Below are 21,195 nucleotides of genomic sequence, written 5' to 3'. Positions count from 1 at the left end.
AGGTGTCCCTCCTTTACTAAGATGGTAAAAGAATAAGGTTGCGCAACAAATGTACAACCCAATAAATATAAAATGTATATTTATACGAAACGTATTTTAAAACCTAAAAACGTCGTTTGTATATGAGATAGGGTTTTCGACAAAAAAAGCAAATGTGGACAACTATTTACCCACATGTGATTAAAACTGTCCACATGTTATACACAAACTGTGGATAAAATAAAGGTGTGGAAAACTTATTCAAAGTGAAAACACAACTATAATATCAAAAAAAAGTGGCTATAGCAATGAATTTAAGAAAGTTATCCACAAAATCAATACCTTGTGGAATAAACTTGTCCACAACACGATATACTGTGTAAAAGTGCGAAAAAAGTTTGTGGATATAAAAAACGTGAAAAAACATTTATCCACAAGGAAATATAGGTGCTGTGTAAAAGTATGTGAATAGGTTCAAAATGAATATTTGATGAAAATTTCTAGAACCATTGACATTTTCCTAGTTGATTAACTATAATTTATAGGACTGTCTTTAACAGATATTCCTCAGGGAGGTGTCATATAATGAAAAGAACTTACCAACCAAATAAACGTAAGCGCAGCAAAGTACATGGTTTCCGCAGCCGTATGAGCACAGCGAACGGACGTAAAGTGCTAGCAGCTCGTCGTCGTAAAGGAAGAAAAGTATTATCTGCGTAGACCACTGATCGTTCAGTGGTCTTTTTTTCTAATAATAGTGAATTTCCGCTGATGAAATACAGGAGTGTCAATTGATATGAAGAAAAAACATCGTATAAAGAAGAATGATGAATTCCAGGCGGTTTTTCAAAAAGGAAAATCAAATGCGAATCGTCAGTTTGTTGTATACCAATTAGATAAAGAAGAACAGCCAAACTTTCGCATCGGCCTTTCTGTTAGCAAGAAAATTGGAAATGCAGTAGTTCGTAATCGAATTAAGCGCATGGTCCGTCAGGCTATTACAGAGTTAAAAGATGAGATAGATTCTGGGAAAGATTTTGTTATAATAGCAAGGAAGCCTTGTGCAGAGATGACATATGAAGAAGTAAAGAAAAGCTTAATTCATGTCTTTAAACGCTCTGGTATGAAAAGAATAAAAAAGTAGCGTAAGGAAATGAATTACACTATATACATACCGATACAAGGAGGAGTAGGCTTTGAAAAAGAAATTAGGTTTACTAGCCATGGTCGTTGCATTAATGGCGATTGCCACCGGTTGTAGTGAAACGGGTCAGCCGATTACATCGAAAAGTACTGGGATTTGGAATGAATATTTCGTATATCCGCTTTCTCAGTTAATCACGTATTTTGCCGACTTATTTAACAGTAATTACGGTTTAGCAATTGTTATTACAACTCTTATCATTCGTTTTGCATTATTACCACTAATGATTAAACAAACGAAGAGTACGAAAGCGATGCAAGCGTTACAACCGGAAATGGTGAAGTTAAAAGAGAAATATAGCTCTAAAGATCAAGCGACACAGCAAAAACTGCAGCAAGAAATGATGCAGTTATATCAAAAAAATGGTGTAAATCCATTAGCTGGTTGTTTACCAATCTTTATTCAAATGCCAATTCTGTTCGCTTTTTATCATGCAATTATGAGAACAGCTGAAATTAAACAACATAGCTTCTTATGGTTCGATTTAGGACATGCAGACCCGTTCTATATCTTACCGGTCGTTGCAGCAATTACGACATTTATTCAGCAAAAGCTTGCAATGGCAGGAACAGCTGGTCAAAATCCGCAAATGGCAATGATGCTTTGGCTTATGCCGATTATGATTTTAATCTTTGCAATTAACTTCCCAGCCGCATTATCACTTTACTGGGTTGTTGGTAATATCTTTGGTATTGCTCAAATGTACTTTATCAAAGGGCCAGAAATTAAGGCTAGCAAAGCTGGAGGCTCAAGCAAGTGAGTGTAATTACTGCTAAAGGACAAACAGTCGAGCTGGCAGTAGAGGATGCTTTAAGGCAATTAAATACATCAAAAGATCGAGTAGATATAAATATTGTCGATGAGGGTAAAAGAGGATTCTTAGGTTTATTTGGGAATCGTCCTGCAGTAGTAGAAGTTGTATTGAAGAAAGATCCAATTCAAGAATGTGAAGAATATTTAAGAAATGTTATTCACGATATGGGTGTGGAAGTTGAGATTAGTAAAATTGTAAAAGGACGCGAAATTGAATTTACAATTTCTGGTGATAATGTAGGTGTTTTAATTGGGAAAAGAGGTAATACATTGAACTCTTTACAGTATTTAACAAAACTTGTCGCGAATCGTAACACGAAGCAGTATATCGGTATTACACTAGATGCTGAAAATTATCGTAGTAAAAGAAAAAGTACGTTAGAATCACTTTCTTATCGATTAGCGAAACAAGTATTTAATACGAAAAAAAGAGTTATTTTAGAACCGATGCCATCTTTTGAACGAAAAATTATTCATCAGGCATTATCAAATCATCAAGGTATCAATACAACTTCTGAAGGAAATGAACCACATCGGCATGTTGTAATATCTCCTAAATGACCGGTTGCTCAAATGAGTGCCGGTTTTTTTGAGCGAAAAATAGATGTGGATAACTAAAAAACACTAAACTTATCCACTGTGAATAAGTTTAGTGTTTTTTACATGGGGATATAATAAAATGAGTTATTCTTCTTTTGTAGATAGGTTCGTTATGGTATCCTAATAATTTAGTGAAAGAAATAATCATGTTGAAATAGAGATAAATAAGCAAGTGAGGTGAAAGGACATGGAATTTGATACAATTGCTGCGATTTCCACAGCGCTTGGAGAGGGTGCAATTGCCATTGTTCGAGTAAGTGGGGATGATGCGGTTGAGAAAGTTAATCGTATTTTTAAGGGGAAGGATTTAACAGAGGTTCCTTCTCACACTATTCATTATGGTCATATTGTTGATTTAGATACAAATCAAGTTATTGAAGAAGTTATGGTGTCTATTATGCGCGCACCAAGGACTTTTACACGTGAAAATATAGTGGAAATTAACTGTCACGGTGGACTTGTTTCAGTAAATAAAGTATTGCAACTTATTCTAGCACAAGGAGTACGATTGGCAGAACCGGGCGAATTTACAAAACGTGCTTTTTTAAATGGACGTATCGATTTATCACAAGCAGAAGCTGTTATGGATTTGATTCGAGCAAAAACAGATCGTGCGATGAATGTAGCAATTAATCAAATGGAAGGGCGATTATCTAAATTAATTGGTCTTTTGCGTCAAGAAATATTAGAAACATTAGCTCATGTTGAGGTAAATATAGATTATCCAGAATACGATGATGTAGAAGAGATGACACATAATATTTTAATTGAGAAAGCGACGCATGTTCGTTCGGAAATCGAAAAAATATTAGAAACATCAAAACAAGGGAAAATTTTACGTGAGGGTATTGCTACAGCAATTATCGGTAGACCCAACGTTGGGAAATCATCGTTATTAAATAGTCTTGTTCAGGAGAAAAAGGCAATTGTAACTGATATTGCAGGAACAACTCGTGATGTTATTGAAGAGTACGTTAACGTGCGTGGTGTACCTCTTAAACTTATAGATACAGCCGGTATTCGGGAGACAGAAGATGTTGTTGAACGAATTGGTGTGGAACGTTCAAAAGAAATGATGAGCCAAGCGGATTTAGTATTAGTTGTTGTCAACTATAGCGAGGCTTTAACAAATGAGGATGAAGATCTATTCCGTGCGGTACAAGGAAAAGACTTTATTGTTATTGTGAATAAGACTGATTTACCGCAAGCGATTGATATGGAACGTGTTACAGAGTTAGCCGCGGGAAATCGTGTTATTACAACATCCTTAATTGAGGAACAAGGAATAGATGAACTCGAAAAGGCAATAGCTGATTTATTCTTTGAAGGAACAATCGATTCTGCAGATATGACATATGTTTCTAATGCGAGACATATTGGATTATTAACACAAGCAGGAAAAACAATCGGTGATGCAGTTGAGGCGATTGAAAATGGTGTACCAATTGATATAGTACAAATTGATTTAACAAGAACGTGGGAAATACTTGGTGAAATTACTGGGGACACAGTGCATGAAAGCTTAATTGACCAGTTGTTCTCTCAATTTTGTTTAGGAAAATAATATAGTGAAGTTGTAGAAAGATAGAGATTATTAGGAGGAATAAACAATGGGATACAATGCCGGTTCATACGATGTCATAGTAATCGGTGCAGGTCATGCAGGATGTGAAGCTGGTCTTGCGGCAGCACGAATGGGCTCAAAAACATTAATGTTAACAATTAACTTGGATATGGTAGCATTCATGCCATGTAACCCTTCTGTTGGTGGACCAGCAAAAGGGATTGTTGTTCGTGAAATTGATGCATTAGGCGGAGAAATGGGACGTAATATTGATAAAACTCATATTCAAATGCGTATGCTAAATACAGGTAAGGGACCAGCCGTACGTGCACTTCGAGCGCAAGCTGATAAATTCTCTTACCAACATGAATTAAAGAAAACAATTGAAGAAACACCAAACTTAACGTTGTTCCAAGGAATGGTAGAGCGTTTAATCGTTGAAGAAGGTGTATGTAAAGGGGTAGTTACACAAGCTGGTGCAGAATATACAGCAAAAACAGTTGTAATTACAACTGGAACATTTTTACGTGGCGAGATTATCATGGGCGACTTAAAATATTCAAGTGGTCCAAATAATCAGCAACCGTCTATTACATTATCTGAGCATTTAGAGGAGCTTGGATTTGATCTTGTGAGATTTAAAACAGGGACACCTCCTCGTGTAAACAGTAATACAATTGACTACAGTAAAACAGAAATTCAACCAGGTGATGATAAGCCACGTGCATTCTCTTTTGAAACAACGAAATTTATTATGGATCAAATTCCATGTTGGTTGACATATACAAGTACAGAAACACACCGTTTAATAGGTGAAAATTTACATCGTTCAGCTATGTATTCTGGTATGATTAAAGGAACAGGTCCTAGATACTGTCCTTCTATTGAAGACAAAGTAGTAAGATTTAATGATAAACCACGTCATCAAATTTTCTTAGAGCCAGAAGGGCGTAATACACAAGAAGTATATGTACAAGGTTTATCCACAAGCTTACCAGAAGATGTACAACGTGACATGCTTAGAACAATTCCAGGCCTAGAAAATGTTGAAATGATGCGTACAGGTTATGCAATTGAATATGATGCAATTGTGCCAACACAACTATGGCCAACACTTGAAACGAAAAAGATTAAAAATTTATATACAGCAGGACAAATTAATGGAACTTCTGGTTACGAAGAGGCGGCCGGACAAGGGCTTATGGCTGGAATTAATGCAGCATGCCGTTCTTTAGGTAAAGAAGAAGTTGTTTTAGGTCGCGAGGATGCTTATATTGGCGTCTTAATTGATGATCTTGTAACGAAAGGTACAAATGAACCATATCGTTTATTAACGTCTCGTGCAGAATACCGTCTATTATTACGCCACGATAATGCTGATCTTCGTTTAACTGAAGTTGGTCGTAAAATTGGATTAATTAAAGAAGAGCGCTATGAGCGATTTACAAATAAAAAATTACAAATTGAACAGGAAAAGGAACGTTTAAGCAGCATTATTATTAAACCACGTCCTGAAGTTCAAGAATTAATTCGCAATATTGGCGGAAGTGAATTGAAAGATGGAATACGTGCAAGTGACTTATTACGTCGTCCAGAGATGACATATGAGCATATTCATCTTTTAGTACCAAGTGAAGTAGAATTAAGTGATGAAGTTAAAGAACAAGTTGAAATTCAGATTAAATATGAAGGATATATTGAAAAATCTTTACAGCAAGTAGAGCGTATGAAGAAAATGGAGAATAAAAAAATCCCTGTAGATATTGATTATGATGCGATTTCTAGCATTGCTTCAGAAGCTAGACAGAAATTGAAAGATGTTCGTCCACTTTCAATGGGGCAGGCTTCACGTATTTCTGGCGTAAATCCAGCGGATATTTCCATTTTACTTGTGTATATAGAACAAGGAAAAATTGCACGCGTATCGAACCAATAAATAGTAAGGAGATATTGCTAGATGAACATAGAACAATTTCAATCTATGCTAGAAGAGAAGGGAATCACCCTCTCTTCTAGACAGTTAGAGCAGTTCAAAATCTACTTTGAAACATTAGTAGAGTGGAATGAAAAAATGAACTTAACGGCTATTACAGAAAAAGAAGAAGTATATTTAAAACACTTTTTTGATTCCATTACAGCTGCTTTTTATTATGATTTTTCAAAACCATTCTCAATTTGCGATGTTGGTGCAGGGGCTGGATTCCCAAGTATTCCTTTAAAAATTTGTTTCCCGCATTTAAAAGTAACAATTGTAGATTCGTTGCAAAAACGTATTAATTTCTTAAATCACTTAGCACAAAAGTTAGAATTAAGTGATGTTGCATTTTGTCACGATCGTGCTGAAACGTTTGGGAAAAAAGAAGGTGTACGTGAATCATACGATATTGTAATGGCACGTGCAGTTGCGCGTCTTTCTGTATTAAGTGAGCTATGTTTACCGCTTGTAAAAGTTGGAGGAACATTCATTGCAATGAAAGGTGCAGCAGCAAACGAAGAAATTGAAAATGGCAAGTATGCTTTAGAGGTGCTAGGCGGAGAGTTAAAAGAGATGTCTACGTTCCAATTACCGTTTGAAGAGAGTGAACGTAATATTTTATTAATCGAGAAAAAGCGCAAGACACCAAAGAAATATCCACGCAAACCGGGAACACCCAATAAATTACCTATTGAAAAATAAATCTTATTAGACGTAAGATTAAATTATATAAATGAAAACGTAAATGTTTCATAGGAAACATTTTATGGAGAATAGTCAATAGGCCTAAAAGGTGGTGGAATATGTATGAAAAATACGTTTTCTCGTTTATTTGGCTTTGGAGATAAAGAGAGCGAATTCGAATTACAAGACGAAAGCCATGAAGAGATAGATAAAAAGGTATATGAAGAAATACAAGAAATTCCGATAGTAAATATTACCCCTAACCGTTATCAACCAAGAACAGTTTTTGATGATGCGCGTATTGATGAGCTAGCATTAACAATTCGTACACATGGACTTATTCAGCCGATTGTTGTAAGGCAATATGAGGATGATAAGTACGAGATTATTGCTGGAGAAAGACGTTTTCGCGCGGCAACAAAGTTAGGGTGGGAAAAGGTTCCTGCAATTATAAAGAACTTAAATGATACAGAGACAGCTTCTGTAGCTTTAATTGAAAACTTGCAACGTGAGGAACTAACGGCAATCGAGGAAGCTGTGGCATATCAAAAGCTGATTGAGTTACATAATTTAACACAAGAAGCATTGGCACAACGACTTGGAAAAGGACAATCTACAATCGCAAATAAGTTGCGATTGTTAAAGTTGCCTGAAGAAATAAAAAGTGCATTATTAGAAAAAAGCATTACAGAACGTCATGCCCGCGCTCTCATTCCTTTAAAAAATGAGGAATTACAACTGAAAGTTTTACAGGAAATTGTGGAGAAACAACTAAATGTAAAGCAAACAGAAGAACGAATTGCGAAGTTACTAGAGGAAGCGAAACCGAAGCGTAAGGCAAAGCAAAAAGCAGTAAGTCGAGATACGAGGATTGCTATGAATACAATTAGACAATCTTTACAAATGGTTACTGAAAGTGGTTTGAATGTTAATTCTGAGGAAGAAGAATTTGATGAGTACTATCAAATTACAATTAAAATTCCAAAGAAAAAATAATAATGACGTGCTAGAGACCTTATCCTATTGGAGAGGTCTCTTTTACTATATTTTCTTGTTAAATGAAGAAGGAGTTTAGAAATAAATTTTGAAGTTTAATAAAGGACGTAAAAGAAAAAGTTTTATTTCATGTTACAATAAACGTAATTGTTACTAGAATAAGATAGAAAGGTTGAAAGTAGGTGACATCATGGGAAAAATCATTGCTATTGCTAATCAAAAAGGCGGTGTTGGAAAAACAACAACATCTGTTAATTTAGGGGCTGGATTGGCGCAAGTAGGTAAAAAAGTCCTTCTTGTAGATATTGATGCTCAAGGAAATGCAACGACTGGTGTGGGAATTGAAAAATCTGAATTAGATCAATGTATTTACAACGTTCTTGTGGAAGATGCAGATGTTCAAGGGGTTATACAGAAAACCGCAACTGAAAACTTAGATGTTCTACCCGCTACAATTCAATTAGCTGGTGCTGAAATTGAATTGGTACCGACTATTTCCCGGGAAGTACGTTTGCAAAGAGCATTACAGCCAGTTCGTGATGAATATGACTATATTATTATCGACTGTCCCCCATCTTTAGGGTTATTAACGATTAATGCATTAACAGCAGCAGATTCTGTTATTATTCCTGTACAGTGTGAATATTACGCACTAGAAGGGTTAAGTCAGCTATTAAATACAGTTCGACTTGTACAAAAACATTTAAATAAAAATTTAGCAATTCAAGGTGTATTGTTAACAATGTTGGATGCCCGTACAAATTTAGGAATCCAAGTTATAGATGAAGTGAAAAAGTATTTTAGGGATAAAGTATATCGCTCGATTATTCCGCGTAATGTACGCTTGAGCGAGGCTCCAAGTCATGGGAAACCTATTATGCAGTATGACGCTAAATCAAGAGGAGCAGAAGTATATATAGATTTAGCAGAGGAAGTGATTGCAGGTGGCTAAAGGATTAGGAAGAGGAATTAATGTGTTTTTTCCTGATTTAGATGTGAAAGAAGAGGAAACAATTCAGGAGATTCTTGTAACTGAATTAAGGCCGAATCCATATCAACCGCGTAAACACTTTAATAAAGAGGCGATTCAGGAATTAGCAATTTCGATTAAGGAACACGGTATTCTACAACCATTAATTGCTAGGAAGAGCATTAAAGGATATGAAATTGTTGCAGGTGAAAGACGATTTCGTGCTGCGAAAGAGGCTGGTTTAGAAAAAGTACCTGCGGTTGTAAGACAATTAAATGAACAGCAAATGATGGAATTTGCTTTGTTAGAAAACTTACAACGAGAAGATTTAAATCCTATGGAAGAGGCAATGGCATACCAGATGTTAATGAATGAGCTAAATGTAACGCAAGAACAATTAGCGAAACGTCTTGGTAAAAGCAGACCTTACATTGCAAATTATACTAGGTTATTAAGCCTACCTTCTTTCGTACAAGATATGATTGCAAATGGTCAACTTTCAATGGCTCATGGGAGAACTTTACTTACGATAAAAGATGAAGAACAATTGAAGTCCTTATTGAAACGCATTGAAAAAGAAGGATTAAATGTTCGTCAATTAGAGAAAATCGTCCAAGAGATTAATCAACACGTTTCACGTGAAACAAAAAAAGTGAAAAAAGAGCGAAATATATTTTTCGTAGAACGTGAAACGTTCTTAAGAGAAAAGTTTGGCACAGATGTGAAAATTAAAGAGACGAAAAAAGAAAAAGGTAAAATCGAAATTGAATTTTTTAATAAAGAAGATTTAAATCGTATTTTAGAACTATTAGCACAGAAAAATTAAAAAGCAAACCATCTTATTATTTATAGATGGTTTGCTTTTTTTAATGCGGATAATTTTTGATCCGTCTCTTTTATACTTTGTGCGATTACATCAGCCATTTTCATGACTAAACTTAATCTTGTATTTTGAAGAACGAAAAACTCCATAAACCCATTTAGATTGACGATACCGTGTATGTGCAAATCACCAACTGCAGGTAATTTCTTATTCATAGCAGCTCCAGGTTTACTAGGTCCCTTTCCAGTAGTGATTGATCCGATATTTTGGGACTTTCCTAAACATGCATCAACAGCAATTATAAATGCAGTAGGATATTCTTTCTGTATATTCTGAATTTTCTCTTCTAAATTTAGCGCATGTACTGGCTCATCTAGTGTACCGAATACTTGGAGGTTTTGGATGTCTATTTGTTCAAGTTTTGTACCAACTAATGGGCCGAGTGCGTCACCCGTAGAGCGATCTGTGCCGATACAAACGAGAATGAGTGGTATATTAGTTTTAATAGGAATATGGGTAAGTAAGAAATTACTGATTATCTCGGAGGCTTCTAGATCTTGGTGCATAACGTTTTGAGTTTCTTTCTCAAAAAATGGTAAGCGAAAACTTCCAATATTCATGAAGCACCCATCCTTTTAATAAATTTTCAATATATGTTATATGGTGAGGAAAATGGAAAGTTATAAGTGCGTAATTTTTGCAAAATGTGAATGAAAACGGAAATAATAGTACTAGTATATATATATTCGTTCCATTTTATACCTGGATGTCGGGGATAAAATAGGATTAAAATCATAAAATTTTTTCAGCAATTAGGGGACTTCTGATACAATAATAAGGGTAACTAAAAAGAAATTTTAGCTAGAGAGGTAGAGGTACATGGATTTATTAGCGAAGTGGTTTAATTCTATGAAACAGTATTTATTAGATGCTGATCGTTGGGCTCATATTGGAGTTGCGACATTAAAAATATGTATTATTTTAACAATTGGTGCAGTTGTTGTGCGAATTGCAAGAGCGGTTGTACGAAATGCGTTTCGCATGGGAAGTCGTTCTCCAATTCAAATTTCAGAACGTCGTACAGTTACAGTAGCGAAATTACTTGAAAATATCGTAGCGTACGTTGTTATGTTCATTATGCTAATTGCGATTTTAGGTGTGTTTGATATTAATGCATCAGGTTTATTAGCGGGTGCTGGGGTAATTGGTTTAGCAGTCGGATTTGGTGCTCAAAGTTTAGTGAAAGATGTTATTACAGGTTTATTTATTTTGTTAGAAGATCAGTTTTCGGTTGGCGATTATGTTAAAATCGGTCAATTTGAAGGAGTCGTTTTAGAAATTGGACTTCGTACAACGAAAGTAAAGAGTTGGACAGGTGAAATTCATACTTTACCAAATGGAAGTATTGTTCAAGTTACTAACTACTCAGTTAGTAATAGTGTAGCGTTTGTTGATGTATCTATTTCATATGAGGCTGATATTGCGAAAGCAGAGCAAGTTATTGAAGATTTATTAGTAGAATTACCTTCAAAGTACGAAAAAATGGTAACAACACCTCAATTATTAGGTGTGCAAACATTAGCTGCATCAGAAGTTATATTACGTGTTATTGCTGAAGTAGAACCGATGCAACATGCAGTTATTGCAAGGGCACTTCGTAAAGAGATTAAAAATCGTCTTGATTTACATGGAATTGAAATTCCATATCCACGTATGGTTTTATATAATCGTGAAGAATTAGTTAGTGGAAAAGCAATTTAGTATGGAGAGGAGTTTGGAGAGTGGAGCAAAAGGAATATAACTTGTATGATGTTGTGGAAATGAAGAAAGCCCATCCATGTGGCGAGAATCGTTGGAAAATTATTCGTATGGGAATGGATATCCGCATTAAGTGCGAGGGGTGTGACCATTCAGTAATGATTCCTCGAAGAGAGTTTGATCGTAAGGTGAAAAAAATACTTGTGAAGCACGAAGAATAGAGGGAGAGTAACAGTTACAGTAGGTAACTGTTACTTTTTTTCGTTTGGCGGAAACTTGTCATTTTTTTCGTTACTATCTATAATGATGAAAGATTGAGACATAGGAGTGAAAAATATGGGATTAACGGCTGGGATTGTTGGATTACCTAACGTAGGGAAGTCCACTTTATTTAATGCAATTACACAAGCAGGAGCAGAATCTGCGAACTATCCATTCTGTACAATTGATCCAAACGTAGGGATTGTAGAAGTACCAGATGAGCGTTTAAATAAATTAACGGAATTAGTAGAACCGAAAAAGACTGTTCCGACTGTATTCGAGTTTACTGATATTGCAGGTATTGTAAAAGGTGCTAGTAAAGGTGAAGGTTTAGGAAATAAATTCTTATCTCACATTCGTCAAGTAGATGCAATTTGCCAAGTTGTTCGTTGTTTTGAAGACGAAAATATTACGCACGTTTCAGGGAAAGTAGATCCAATTGATGATATTGAAACAATCAATTTAGAGCTAATTTTAGCGGACTTAGAGTCTGTTGATAAGCGTATCGAGCGTGTTGCGAAATTAGCAAGACAAAAAGATAAAGAAGCGGTATATGAGCATGAAATTTTAGTTCGTTTAAAAGAAGCTTTTGAAGAGGGAAAACCAGCTCGTACTGTTGAATTTACAGAAGAGCAGATGAAGGTTGTTAAAGGCCTTCATTTACTTACAACAAAAGAAATGTTATACGTAGCGAATGTAAGTGAAGACGATGTTATCGATCCTTCGGAAAATAAATACGTACAAATGGTAAAAGAATTTGCAGCAAATGAAAATTCTCAAGTAATCGTTGTATGTGCAAAAATCGAATCAGAAATCGCTGAATTAGACGAAGAAGAGAAAAAAGTATTCCTTGAAGAATTAGGAATTGAAGAGTCTGGTTTAGATCAATTAATTCGTGCAGCATATGACCTATTAGGACTTGCTACTTACTTTACAGCTGGCGTTCAAGAAGTACGTGCTTGGACATTTAAACAAGGAATGAAGGCACCGCAATGTGCTGGTGTTATTCATACAGACTTTGAGCGTGGATTTATTCGTGCAGAAACAGTTTCTTACGATGACTTAATGACAAACGGTTCTATGACAGCTGCAAAAGAAGCTGGAAAAGTACGTTTAGAAGGAAAAGAATATATCGTAAAAGACGGAGATGTTATGCACTTCCGTTTTAACGTTTAATTTAATATTTCCTAGGAAAAATAAAGATATGAGCTTGGCAAATATATTATATGTTTGCCAAGTTTTTTATGTATTGGTGAGTTGATTCATATAACTTACTATGATATAATCTAAACTCGTGAGTAATTACTATAAATTAATTGCTCCTTGCCCATTACGGGCCGTTTAGACCAAAAGGAGGTGAAAGTGTAATGAGAAAGTACGAAATTATGTACATCATTCGTCCTGGCGTTGAAGAAGAAGCTCAAAAAGCTTTAGTTGAACGTTTTGCAGGTGTTTTAACAAACAATGGTGCAGAAATCATTAACACGAAAGAGTGGGGTAAGCGTCGTTTAGCTTACGAAATCAACGACTTACGTGAAGGTTTCTACATGATCTTAAACGTGAAATCTAACGCAGAAGCGATTAACGAATTCGACCGTTTAGCTAAGATCAACGAAGACATCCTTCGTCATATCGTTGTTAAAGAAGAAGAAAAATAATTGATATATAAGGGAGAGTGGTTCGATTGATGAATCGTGTTATCCTCGTTGGTCGTTTAACTAAGGACCCTGACTTACGTTACACGCCCAATGGTGTTGCAGTAGCTACTTTTACGTTAGCTGTGAATCGCGCATTTGCCAATCAACAAGGTGAGCGTGAAGCTGACTTTATTAATTGTGTAATATGGCGTAAACAAGCAGAAAACGTAGCAAATTATTTGAAAAAAGGTAGCTTAGCAGGCGTAGATGGACGTCTTCAAACTCGTAATTACGAGGGACAAGATGGTAAACGTGTATACGTAACAGAAGTTCTTGCGGAAAGCGTGCAATTTTTAGAGCCGCGTAATGGCGGTGGGGAGCAACGTGGTTCATTTAATCAGCAACCATCAGGAGCTGGTTTCGGTAACCAAGGCTCTAACCCATTTGGTCAATCTAGTAATTCAGGTAACCAAGGTAACTCTGGATTTACGAAGAATGACGATCCATTTTCAAATGTAGGTCAACCGATCGACATTTCCGACGACGATTTACCGTTCTAATACAGTAAATTTGTTAGTTTTAACAAAGAATGGAGGGAAATAGACATGGCAGGACGCAAAGGTGGACGTGCGAAACGTCGTAAGGTGTGTTTCTTCACAGCTAACGGCATCACTCGCATTGACTATAAAGATGTTGATTTATTAAAACGTTTCGTTTCTGAGCGTGGTAAAATTTTACCTCGTCGTGTAACAGGAACAAGCGCGAAATACCAACGCAAACTTACAGTTGCAATTAAACGTGCTCGTCAAATGGCACTTTTACCATATGTTGGTGAATAATAGCGTATGAAATGCACAGTAGAGTCGGACTCTACTGTGCATTTTGCTATGCTTTTCTTTTTTGAAAGAGAGGTTAAAATGTGAAACAAGCAAGATTTATTACTGAAGGTGCCGCGTTGTTGACTATATATGTAATGTTATTGTTTATATCTATGTATGTTCCGATTTTGGGTACAGTTGTAACTTTTGCGTTGCCGTTACCATTTATACTATTAATGATAAGACATAAACTATCTAATGTGCTCGTGGTTTTTGTAGCGGCACTTTTTGTTACTATTATTGTGAGTCAACCGATGAATTTAGTGAAGACAATTATGTTTGGATTGATAGGGATTGTTTTAGGATATATGTATAAAACAAGAAAAAAGCCAGTGGAAATCTTAATAGCTGGGACGCTTGCATAATTAATTGGTTTTGTACTTATTTATGTTGCGAGTATAAAGTTTTTCAACATAGATATAATGAAGCAAATGCGAAGTATATTTAGTGAAAGTATGGCGAAAAGCGAAAAGATAGTAAGTGCTACAGGTATGCCGATTAGTAAGGAACAAAAAGAGTTACTTGCACAAATGAATGATATATTACAATCGTTACTTCCGAGTATACTTGTGCTAGTTTCAGTATGTTTTTCTTGGATTACAGTGATAATATCAGGTAGTGTTTTGAAAAAGTTAAAATATGACGTTATATCTTGGCCTAAATTTAAAGATATACAATTACTAAAGAGTATCATTTGGTATTACGTTATATTTATTTTGTTAGCAACTTTTATAAAAGTAGAACCAACATCATATTTACATATGGTATTTTCTAACCTAAATGTCATATTTGCACTATTACTTGTACTGCAAGGTCTGACATTTATCGCCTTTTTAGCGTATAGAAAAGGTTTTACTAAAGGGGTTCCTATTATTAGTTTTATTGCATGCATGTTTATTCCGATGCTGTTTCCTCTTGTGACAATCTTAGGTATAATTGACTTAGGGATTTCATTGCGTTCTAAAATAGGGGGATAAAATAATATTCCTTATACTATTTTAATCTGTTTAACTAACTGGAAGGTGAGTTAGTTTTACTTTATAGGAGTTGTATACATGCCTGAATTTGATAAGAAACAGTGGTTTTTATATCCTGTTTATGTATTGGCATTTTTTGTGTTTGTGCTCATTTCAATTCTCTGTTATTTTCATTTAATTATGGGGATAGCTGCTTTTGTCATTTTTTGTATCGTATTCTTTATCGTTATACGATTTGAACTTAATTTTCAAAGGAATTTCGAAAAGCATACGACAGATATGATTACAAGAGTAAAGAAAGTAAGTAATGAAGCATTTAACCAAATGCCGATTGGTATTTTGTTATACAATAAGGATTATGGGATTGATTGGGCAAATCCTTATTTATCTTCATGTCTGGGACAGCATGCATTAGCTGGATGGCACCTTTACGATGTATCAGAAACATTACTTCTTTTCATTAAAGGAGAAACTTCTGATGATATAGTCTCTTTAAATAATCGAAAGTTTCGCGTTTTTGTAAGGAAAGAAGAAAAGTTAATTTATTTCTTTGATGTAACGGAACAAACAGAAATCGAAAAGATGTACGAGGATCAAAGGACTGTTTTAGCTGTCATCTATTTGGATAATTATGATGAAGTTACACAAGGATTAGATGATCAATTACGTACGAATATAACAAGTCTTGTGACATCGCGACTAAATGAATGGGCACTTAAGTATGGTGCGTATTTAAAACGTGCATCTTCAGAAAGATTCTTCGTTGTGCTAAATGAAAGTATTTTGACGCAGATGGAGAAAGGGAAATTTAGCATTTTAGATCAGGTGCGTGAAGAAACATCTAAAAGGAATATACCACTTACATTAAGTGTGGGTGTCGGATCAGGTGATTTACCTTTATCAGAGCTTGGAGCAATGGCTCAATCTGGTTTAGATCTTGCGCTTGGGCGTGGGGGAGACCAAGTAGCTATTAAACAAGCGACAGGTAAAGTTAAGTTCTATGGAGGTAAGACAAATCCGGTTGAAAAACGTACCCGTGTACGCGCTAGGGTCATTTCGCATGCGTTAAAGGATTTAGTATTAGAAAGTAGTAATGTCATTATTATGGGGCATAGGGCTCCCGATATGGACGCAATTGGTGCTGCGATTGGTATTTTAAAAGTGGCTCAATTAAATGAGCGTAAAGGATATATTGTGTTAGATGAAAATGATTCCGATAAAGGAATTAAGCGTTTGATGGACAAAGTGAAACAAAATGAGGAGTTATGGTCTCGTTTTATTACTCCAGAGCAAGCGATGGAATTTGCAAATGATGAGTCGTTACTTGTTGTTGTCGATACGCATAAACCTTCTATGGTGATGGAGCAAAAACTGTTACATAAAATTGAAAATGTAGTAGTTATTGATCATCATCGCCGTGGAGAAGATTTTATTGAAGATCCATTGCTAGTTTATATGGAACCATATGCTTCTTCAACAGCAGAATTGGTTACAGAATTACTTGAGTATCAACCTAAAAATTTAAAGATGACAATGTTAGAAGCGACGGCATTGTTAGCGGGTATTATTGTCGACACGAAAAGTTTCACATTCCGGACAGGGGCTCGTACATTTGATGCTGCTTCTTATTTACGCTCACATGGTGCAGATACTGTACTTGTACAAGAACTTTTAAAGGAAGATATGGATCAGTATTTACGGGTTGCAAAAGCTATAAAAAATGCGTACATTTATAAAAATGGAATTGCGATTGCTAAAGTTGATAGTGATGATTACTACGATCAAGTGCTTATTGCGCAATCGGCAGACACGTTATTAACGATGACAGGGATTATTGCATCATTTGTTGTTGCGAAACGTGGCGAGAATCTCATTGGAATTAGCAGCAGATCTTTAGGTGAAGTGAATGTGCAGCTAATTATGGAAAACTTAGGCGGTGGCGGGCATTTGACGAATGCAGCCACACAAATGAAAAATGTTACAGTAGATGAAGCTGAGGAGAAGCTTCGATTTGTTATTGATGACTATTTACAGGGAGGCACACAATCATGAAAGTAATTTTTCTAAAAGACGTAAAAGGTAAAGGTAAAAAAGGAGAAGTAAAAAACGTACCGGATGGCTATGCAAATAACTTCTTACTAAAACAAGGATTGGCTGCTGAAGCAACAAATAGCAGTATGAAAACTTTAGAAGCTCAAAAGCGTAAAGAAGAAAAAGATGCAGCAGCAGAGCTTGAAAATGCAAAAGAGTTAAAAGAGACTTTAGAGAAATTAACTGTAGAATTAAAGGCGAAATCTGGAGAAGGTGGCCGTTTATTTGGTTCTATCACAAGCAAACAAATCGTGGATGCAATGCAAAAATCACACAAGATTAAGCTTGATAAACGTAAGTTTGAAATGGACGATGCAATCCGCGCGTTAGGTTATACAAACGTTACTGTGAAATTGCATCCACAAGTAACAGCAACAGTAAAAGTTCATGTTAGTGAACAATAAAAATAAATTAAGCAAGGAGGATTGCGTATGAGTGATGTACTTGCTGATCGTACCCCTCCGCATAATATAGAGGCTGAGCAGGCGGTTTTAGGGGCCATATTGATTGATCAAGATGCGTTAACTTCAGCATCAGAGTTATTGGTACCTGATTCGTTCTATCGAACGAAACATCAAAAGATTTTTGAAGTCATGCTTGGGCTATCTGATAAGGGAGAGCCGATCGACTTAGTAATGATGACATCAGCAATGGCTGATCAAGGATTATTAGAAGAAGTTGGTGGGGTTTCTTACTTAGCAGAGTTAGCAGAGGTTGTGCCAACTGCAGCTAACGTAGAATATTACGCACGCATCATCGCTGAAAAGGCGCTTTTACGTCGTTTAATTCGCACGGCGACTCATATTGTATCGGATGGATATGAGAGAGAAGATGATGTGGATGGTCTTTTAAATGAGGCTGAGAAAAAAATATTAGAAGTATCCCATCAAACGAATGCAAAAGCATTCCAAAACATTAAAGATGTTCTTGTAGATGCTTATGACAAAATTGAACTTTTGCATAATCAAAAGGGTGAAGTTACTGGGATACCAACTGGGTTTACTGAATTAGATAAGATGACAGCAGGTTTCCAACGAAATGATTTAATTATCGTGGCAGCACGTCCATCGGTAGGGAAAACGGCATTTTCATTAAATATTGCACAAAACGTAGCGACGAAAACGGATGAAAATGTAGCGATTTTTAGTTTGGAGATGGGTGCTGATCAGCTTGTTATGCGTATGCTTTGTGCAGAAGGGAATATTGATGCACAAAGACTTCGTACTGGTTCATTAACTTCCGATGATTGGGCAAAATTAACAATGGCAATGGGGAGTCTCTCAAATGCTGGTATATATATTGATGATACGCCAGGTATTAAAGTAAATGAGATTCGAGCAAAATGTCGTAGATTAAAGCAAGAACAAGGTCTTGGTATGATTTTGATTGACTATTTGCAGCTTATTCAAGGAAGTGGGAAATCAGGAGAAAACCGTCAGCAGGAAGTATCTGAGATTTCTCGTACCTTAAAAGGGATTGCACGTGAATTGCAAGTGCCTGTTATTGCTTTATCACAGTTATCTCGTGGTGTAGAATCTCGTCAAGATAAACGCCCGATGATGTCTGATATTCGTGAATCTGGAAGTATTGAGCAGGATGCTGATATTGTAGCTTTCCTATATCGTGAAGACTACTATGATCGAGAAACGGAAAACAAAAATACAATTGAAATTATTATTGCAAAACAGCGTAACGGTCCAGTAGGTTCAGTGGAACTTGCATTCGTCAAAGAGTTCAATAAGTTCGTTAACTTAGAACGTCGTTTTGAGGATGGACATGCTCCGCCGGCATAAAGGCAGTATAAAAAAGAAACACATTTCTTATAATAAGATGTGTTTCTTTTTTTTTTTTTAGAAAGATAAGGCTTTCATAAGTTAAATATATAATTCTTACGAACGAAAAAGTTTTTTTATGAAAAAATGTTCGCTTTTCGGTTGACTTCTTTTTCGGTTTTGGTACAATTATATTGTTTGAATAGATCGTTTGAAAATTGCGGAGGTGCTTTAATAATGTCTTCAGTAGTAGTTGTAGGAACACAATGGGGCGACGAAGGAAAAGGTAAAATCACTGATTTTCTTTCTGAGCATGCGGAAGTAGTTGCAAGATATCAAGGTGGAAATAACGCGGGACATACAATTGTTTTCGGCGGAGTTAAATATAAATTACACTTAATTCCATCTGGTATTTTCTATAAAGAGAAAATTTGTGTAATCGGAAACGGATTAGTAGTAGATCCAAAAGCATTACTTGAAGAGTTAAAATACTTACACGATCGTGGTGTAAGTACTGATAATTTACGTGTAAGTAACCGTGCACATGTTATTTTACCTTACCACTTAAAGCAAGATGAGTTAGAAGAAGCAAGTAAAGGTGATAACAAAATCGGTACAACGAAAAAAGGTATCGGTCCTGCATATATGGATAAAGCTGCTCGTATTGGTATTCGTATGGCTGATCTTTTAGACCGTGAAGCATTTAAAGAGAAGCTTGAGCGCAATTTAGTAGAAAAAAATCGTTTATTTGAAAAAATGTACGATACAGAAGGTTTCACTGTAGAAGAAATTTTCGAAGAGTACTTCGAGTACGGGCAACAAATCGCGCAATATGTATGTGATACGTCTGTTGTATTAAATGATGCATTAGATAATAATCACCGTGTATTATTTGAAGGTGCGCAAGGTGTTATGCTTGATATTGACCACGGTACGTACCCGTTCGTTACATCTTCTAACCCAATTGCTGGTGGTGTAACAGTTGGAACTGGAGTTGGTCCTGCGAAAGTTACTCGCGTTGTAGGTGTATGTAAAGCATATACAAGCCGTGTTGGTGATGGTCCATTCCCTACTGAACTTCATGATGAAATTGGTCATCAAATTCGTGAAGTTGGTCGCGAGTACGGAACGACAACTGGTCGTCCACGCCGCGTAGGTTGGTTCGATAGCGTTGTTGTAAGACATGCACGTCGTGTTAGTGGTTTAACGGATTTATCATTAAATTCTATCGACGTTTTAACAGGTATTCCAACTCTTAAAATTTGTGTTGCTTACAAATACAATGGCGAAGTTATTGATGAAGTTCCAGCTAACTTAAACATTTTAGCGAAATGTGAGCCTGTATATGAAGAGCTTCCAGGTTGGGAAGAAGATATTACTGGTGTAAAATCATTAGATGAACTTCCTGAAAATGCACGAAAATACGTAGAACGTGTTTCTGAGTTAACAGGAATTCAAATATCTATGTTCTCAGTTGGACCAGATCGTAACCAAACAAATATTGTTCGTAATGTATATGAAGCTTAATTAATATTTTTTAGAAAAAACTCATGTCCGCATGAGTTTTTTCTTATTCTTTTATAAAAAAACAAAAAAAGTATTGCAATAAATACAGAATACATGTTATGATACATCTTGTCGTCACGAAAATATGACGTTGGTGAGTATGAGCCATTAGCTCAGTTGGTAGAGCATCTGACTTTTAATCAGAGGGTCGAAGGTTCGAGTCCTTCATGGCTCACCATTTTATTTTTCGTGGCCCGTTGGTCAAGTGGTTAAGACACCGCCCTTTCACGGCGGTAACACGGGTTCGAATCCCGTACGGGTCATGTTTTTTTTTGCTTATTTTTGGTCCCGTGGTGTAGTGGTTAACATGCCTGCCTGTCACGCAGGAGATCGCCGGTTCGACCCCGGTCGGGACCGCCACTTTTGTTTATACCACCATTAGTGGTTTTATATATAGTTTTGGCTCGGTAGCTCAGTCGGTAGAGCAGAGGACTGAAAATCCTCGTGTCGGCGGTTCGATTCCGTCCCGAGCCACTCTCAGGATATTAAGTGGGCCCACTTAATATCCTTTTTATTTATGTAATTTTACAAAACTGAGTAGTTATTTTAAAATAGAACGAGGAGCCTCTAGCAGTTGAAGCTAGAGGTTTTTCTATAGATCGTATAAGATGCCGTGTAAAAGTGGATCATACATGAGTCTATGAGAA

At 36.1% G+C, this 21,195-nt stretch carries 21 protein-coding genes, 4 tRNA genes and 1 pseudogene; 25 read left to right on the top strand and 1 reads right to left on the bottom strand.

Features of this window, described 5'->3' with window-relative positions:
* Positions 1-564: 564 nt before the first annotated feature.
* The 10 genes from rpmH to spo0J all read left to right on the top strand — a co-directional run bounded on the left by rpmH (position 565) and on the right by spo0J (position 9,611).
* On the top strand, positions 565-699 hold the full coding sequence (gene rpmH / locus BHV55_RS27340) for a 50S ribosomal protein L34 (RefSeq protein ID WP_000831901.1): 135 nt from the start codon (positions 565-567) through the stop codon (positions 697-699).
* A gap of 76 nt (positions 700-775) precedes the next feature.
* Positions 776-1,123 (top strand): ribonuclease P protein component, encoded by a 348-nt coding sequence (gene rnpA, locus BHV55_RS27335; protein WP_000726621.1) that lies wholly within the window; start codon positions 776-778, stop codon positions 1,121-1,123.
* 52 nt (positions 1,124-1,175) lie between these two features.
* Positions 1,176-1,943 carry a YidC family membrane integrase SpoIIIJ gene (gene spoIIIJ, locus BHV55_RS27330; protein ID WP_000727737.1) on the top strand — a complete coding sequence of 256 codons (768 nt, stop codon included), beginning with the start codon at positions 1,176-1,178 and terminating at the stop codon, positions 1,941-1,943.
* On the top strand, positions 1,940-2,557 hold the full coding sequence (gene jag / locus BHV55_RS27325) for an RNA-binding cell elongation regulator Jag/EloR (RefSeq protein WP_000111516.1): 618 nt from the start codon (positions 1,940-1,942) through the stop codon (positions 2,555-2,557). The genes spoIIIJ and jag overlap by 4 nt, the downstream gene beginning before the upstream one ends.
* 226 nt (positions 2,558-2,783) lie before the next feature.
* The gene (mnmE, locus tag BHV55_RS27320; RefSeq protein ID WP_070758286.1) at positions 2,784-4,160 is read left to right on the top strand and encodes a tRNA uridine-5-carboxymethylaminomethyl(34) synthesis GTPase MnmE; all 1,377 of its coding nucleotides are present in this window, start codon (positions 2,784-2,786) and stop codon (positions 4,158-4,160) included.
* Positions 4,161-4,206: 46 nt separating this feature from the next.
* Positions 4,207-6,096, top strand: a complete 1,890-nt coding sequence (gene mnmG, locus BHV55_RS27315) for a tRNA uridine-5-carboxymethylaminomethyl(34) synthesis enzyme MnmG (protein WP_070758283.1) — start codon at positions 4,207-4,209, stop codon at positions 6,094-6,096.
* Positions 6,097-6,117: 21 nt separating this feature from the next.
* Positions 6,118-6,837 (top strand): 16S rRNA (guanine(527)-N(7))-methyltransferase RsmG, encoded by a 720-nt coding sequence (gene rsmG, locus BHV55_RS27310; protein ID WP_001019628.1) that lies wholly within the window; start codon positions 6,118-6,120, stop codon positions 6,835-6,837.
* Positions 6,838-6,942: 105 nt separating this feature from the next.
* A complete protein-coding gene (gene noc, locus BHV55_RS27305) occupies positions 6,943-7,815 on the top strand; it encodes a nucleoid occlusion protein (RefSeq protein WP_000799016.1) in 873 nt (290 codons plus the stop codon).
* A gap of 190 nt (positions 7,816-8,005) precedes the next feature.
* Positions 8,006-8,767 (top strand): sporulation initiation inhibitor protein Soj, encoded by a 762-nt coding sequence (soj, locus tag BHV55_RS27300; protein ID WP_000516114.1) that lies wholly within the window; start codon positions 8,006-8,008, stop codon positions 8,765-8,767.
* Positions 8,760-9,611 carry a stage 0 sporulation protein Spo0J gene (gene spo0J, locus BHV55_RS27295; protein WP_001051829.1) on the top strand — a complete coding sequence of 284 codons (852 nt, stop codon included), beginning with the start codon at positions 8,760-8,762 and terminating at the stop codon, positions 9,609-9,611. Before soj ends, spo0J begins: the two co-directional genes overlap by 8 nt.
* Positions 9,612-9,631: 20 nt before the next feature.
* Here the strand turns inward: spo0J and yyaC are convergent, their stop codons facing one another.
* Positions 9,632-10,228 carry a spore protease YyaC gene (gene yyaC, locus BHV55_RS27290; RefSeq protein WP_001020715.1) on the bottom strand — a complete coding sequence of 199 codons (597 nt, stop codon included), beginning with the start codon at positions 10,226-10,228 and terminating at the stop codon, positions 9,632-9,634.
* A 259-nt stretch (positions 10,229-10,487) separates the two neighbouring features.
* Between yyaC and BHV55_RS27285 the strand changes: the two genes are divergently transcribed.
* The 15 genes and pseudogenes from BHV55_RS27285 to BHV55_RS27215 all read left to right on the top strand — a co-directional run bounded on the left by BHV55_RS27285 (position 10,488) and on the right by BHV55_RS27215 (position 21,022).
* The gene (locus BHV55_RS27285; RefSeq protein ID WP_000364815.1) at positions 10,488-11,369 is read left to right on the top strand and encodes a mechanosensitive ion channel family protein; all 882 of its coding nucleotides are present in this window, start codon (positions 10,488-10,490) and stop codon (positions 11,367-11,369) included.
* Positions 11,370-11,389: 20 nt separating this feature from the next.
* Complete coding sequence (locus tag BHV55_RS27280; protein ID WP_000435485.1) at positions 11,390-11,587, top strand: DUF951 domain-containing protein; 198 nt, start codon at positions 11,390-11,392, stop codon at positions 11,585-11,587.
* A 115-nt stretch (positions 11,588-11,702) separates the two neighbouring features.
* A complete protein-coding gene (gene ychF, locus BHV55_RS27275) occupies positions 11,703-12,803 on the top strand; it encodes a redox-regulated ATPase YchF (protein WP_000524672.1) in 1,101 nt (366 codons plus the stop codon).
* Positions 12,804-12,994: 191 nt separating this feature from the next.
* Complete coding sequence (rpsF, locus tag BHV55_RS27270; RefSeq protein ID WP_001233778.1) at positions 12,995-13,285, top strand: 30S ribosomal protein S6; 291 nt, start codon at positions 12,995-12,997, stop codon at positions 13,283-13,285.
* 26 nt (positions 13,286-13,311) lie between these two features.
* On the top strand, positions 13,312-13,824 hold the full coding sequence (gene ssb / locus BHV55_RS27265; RefSeq protein WP_000981966.1) for a single-stranded DNA-binding protein: 513 nt from the start codon (positions 13,312-13,314) through the stop codon (positions 13,822-13,824).
* A 45-nt stretch (positions 13,825-13,869) separates the two neighbouring features.
* Positions 13,870-14,103 (top strand): 30S ribosomal protein S18, encoded by a 234-nt coding sequence (gene rpsR / locus BHV55_RS27260; RefSeq protein ID WP_000918873.1) that lies wholly within the window; start codon positions 13,870-13,872, stop codon positions 14,101-14,103.
* A gap of 80 nt (positions 14,104-14,183) precedes the next feature.
* Positions 14,184-15,119 (top strand): annotated as a pseudogene (locus BHV55_RS27255) (YybS family protein).
* A 78-nt stretch (positions 15,120-15,197) separates the two neighbouring features.
* Complete coding sequence (locus tag BHV55_RS27250; RefSeq protein ID WP_001113788.1) at positions 15,198-17,171, top strand: DHH family phosphoesterase; 1,974 nt, start codon at positions 15,198-15,200, stop codon at positions 17,169-17,171.
* Complete coding sequence (gene rplI / locus BHV55_RS27245) at positions 17,168-17,614, top strand: 50S ribosomal protein L9 (protein WP_000864228.1); 447 nt, start codon at positions 17,168-17,170, stop codon at positions 17,612-17,614. The genes BHV55_RS27250 and rplI overlap by 4 nt, the downstream gene beginning before the upstream one ends.
* A 27-nt stretch (positions 17,615-17,641) precedes the next feature.
* Positions 17,642-19,003, top strand: coding sequence for a replicative DNA helicase (dnaB, locus tag BHV55_RS27240; RefSeq protein WP_001286148.1), 1,362 nt, complete (start codon positions 17,642-17,644; stop codon positions 19,001-19,003).
* Between the two features lie 216 nt (positions 19,004-19,219).
* Positions 19,220-20,509, top strand: a complete 1,290-nt coding sequence (locus tag BHV55_RS27235; protein ID WP_000100238.1) for an adenylosuccinate synthase — start codon at positions 19,220-19,222, stop codon at positions 20,507-20,509.
* A 141-nt stretch (positions 20,510-20,650) separates the two neighbouring features.
* Positions 20,651-20,726: transfer RNA gene (locus tag BHV55_RS27230), tRNA-Lys, on the top strand.
* 13 nt (positions 20,727-20,739) lie between these two features.
* A tRNA-Glu gene (locus tag BHV55_RS27225) sits at positions 20,740-20,811 on the top strand.
* A 21-nt stretch (positions 20,812-20,832) separates the two neighbouring features.
* A tRNA-Asp gene (locus BHV55_RS27220) sits at positions 20,833-20,908 on the top strand.
* Positions 20,909-20,949: 41 nt separating this feature from the next.
* A tRNA-Phe gene (locus BHV55_RS27215) sits at positions 20,950-21,022 on the top strand.
* Positions 21,023-21,195 lie beyond the last annotated feature (173 nt).

This window comes from Bacillus sp. RZ2MS9 (genome assembly GCF_001816185.2).
GTDB classification, from domain to species: Bacteria; Bacillota; Bacilli; order Bacillales; family Bacillaceae_G; genus Bacillus_A; species Bacillus_A cereus.
Note: the sequence above shows the minus strand (reverse complement) of the source record. Positions and strands in the feature narration are given on the sequence as shown.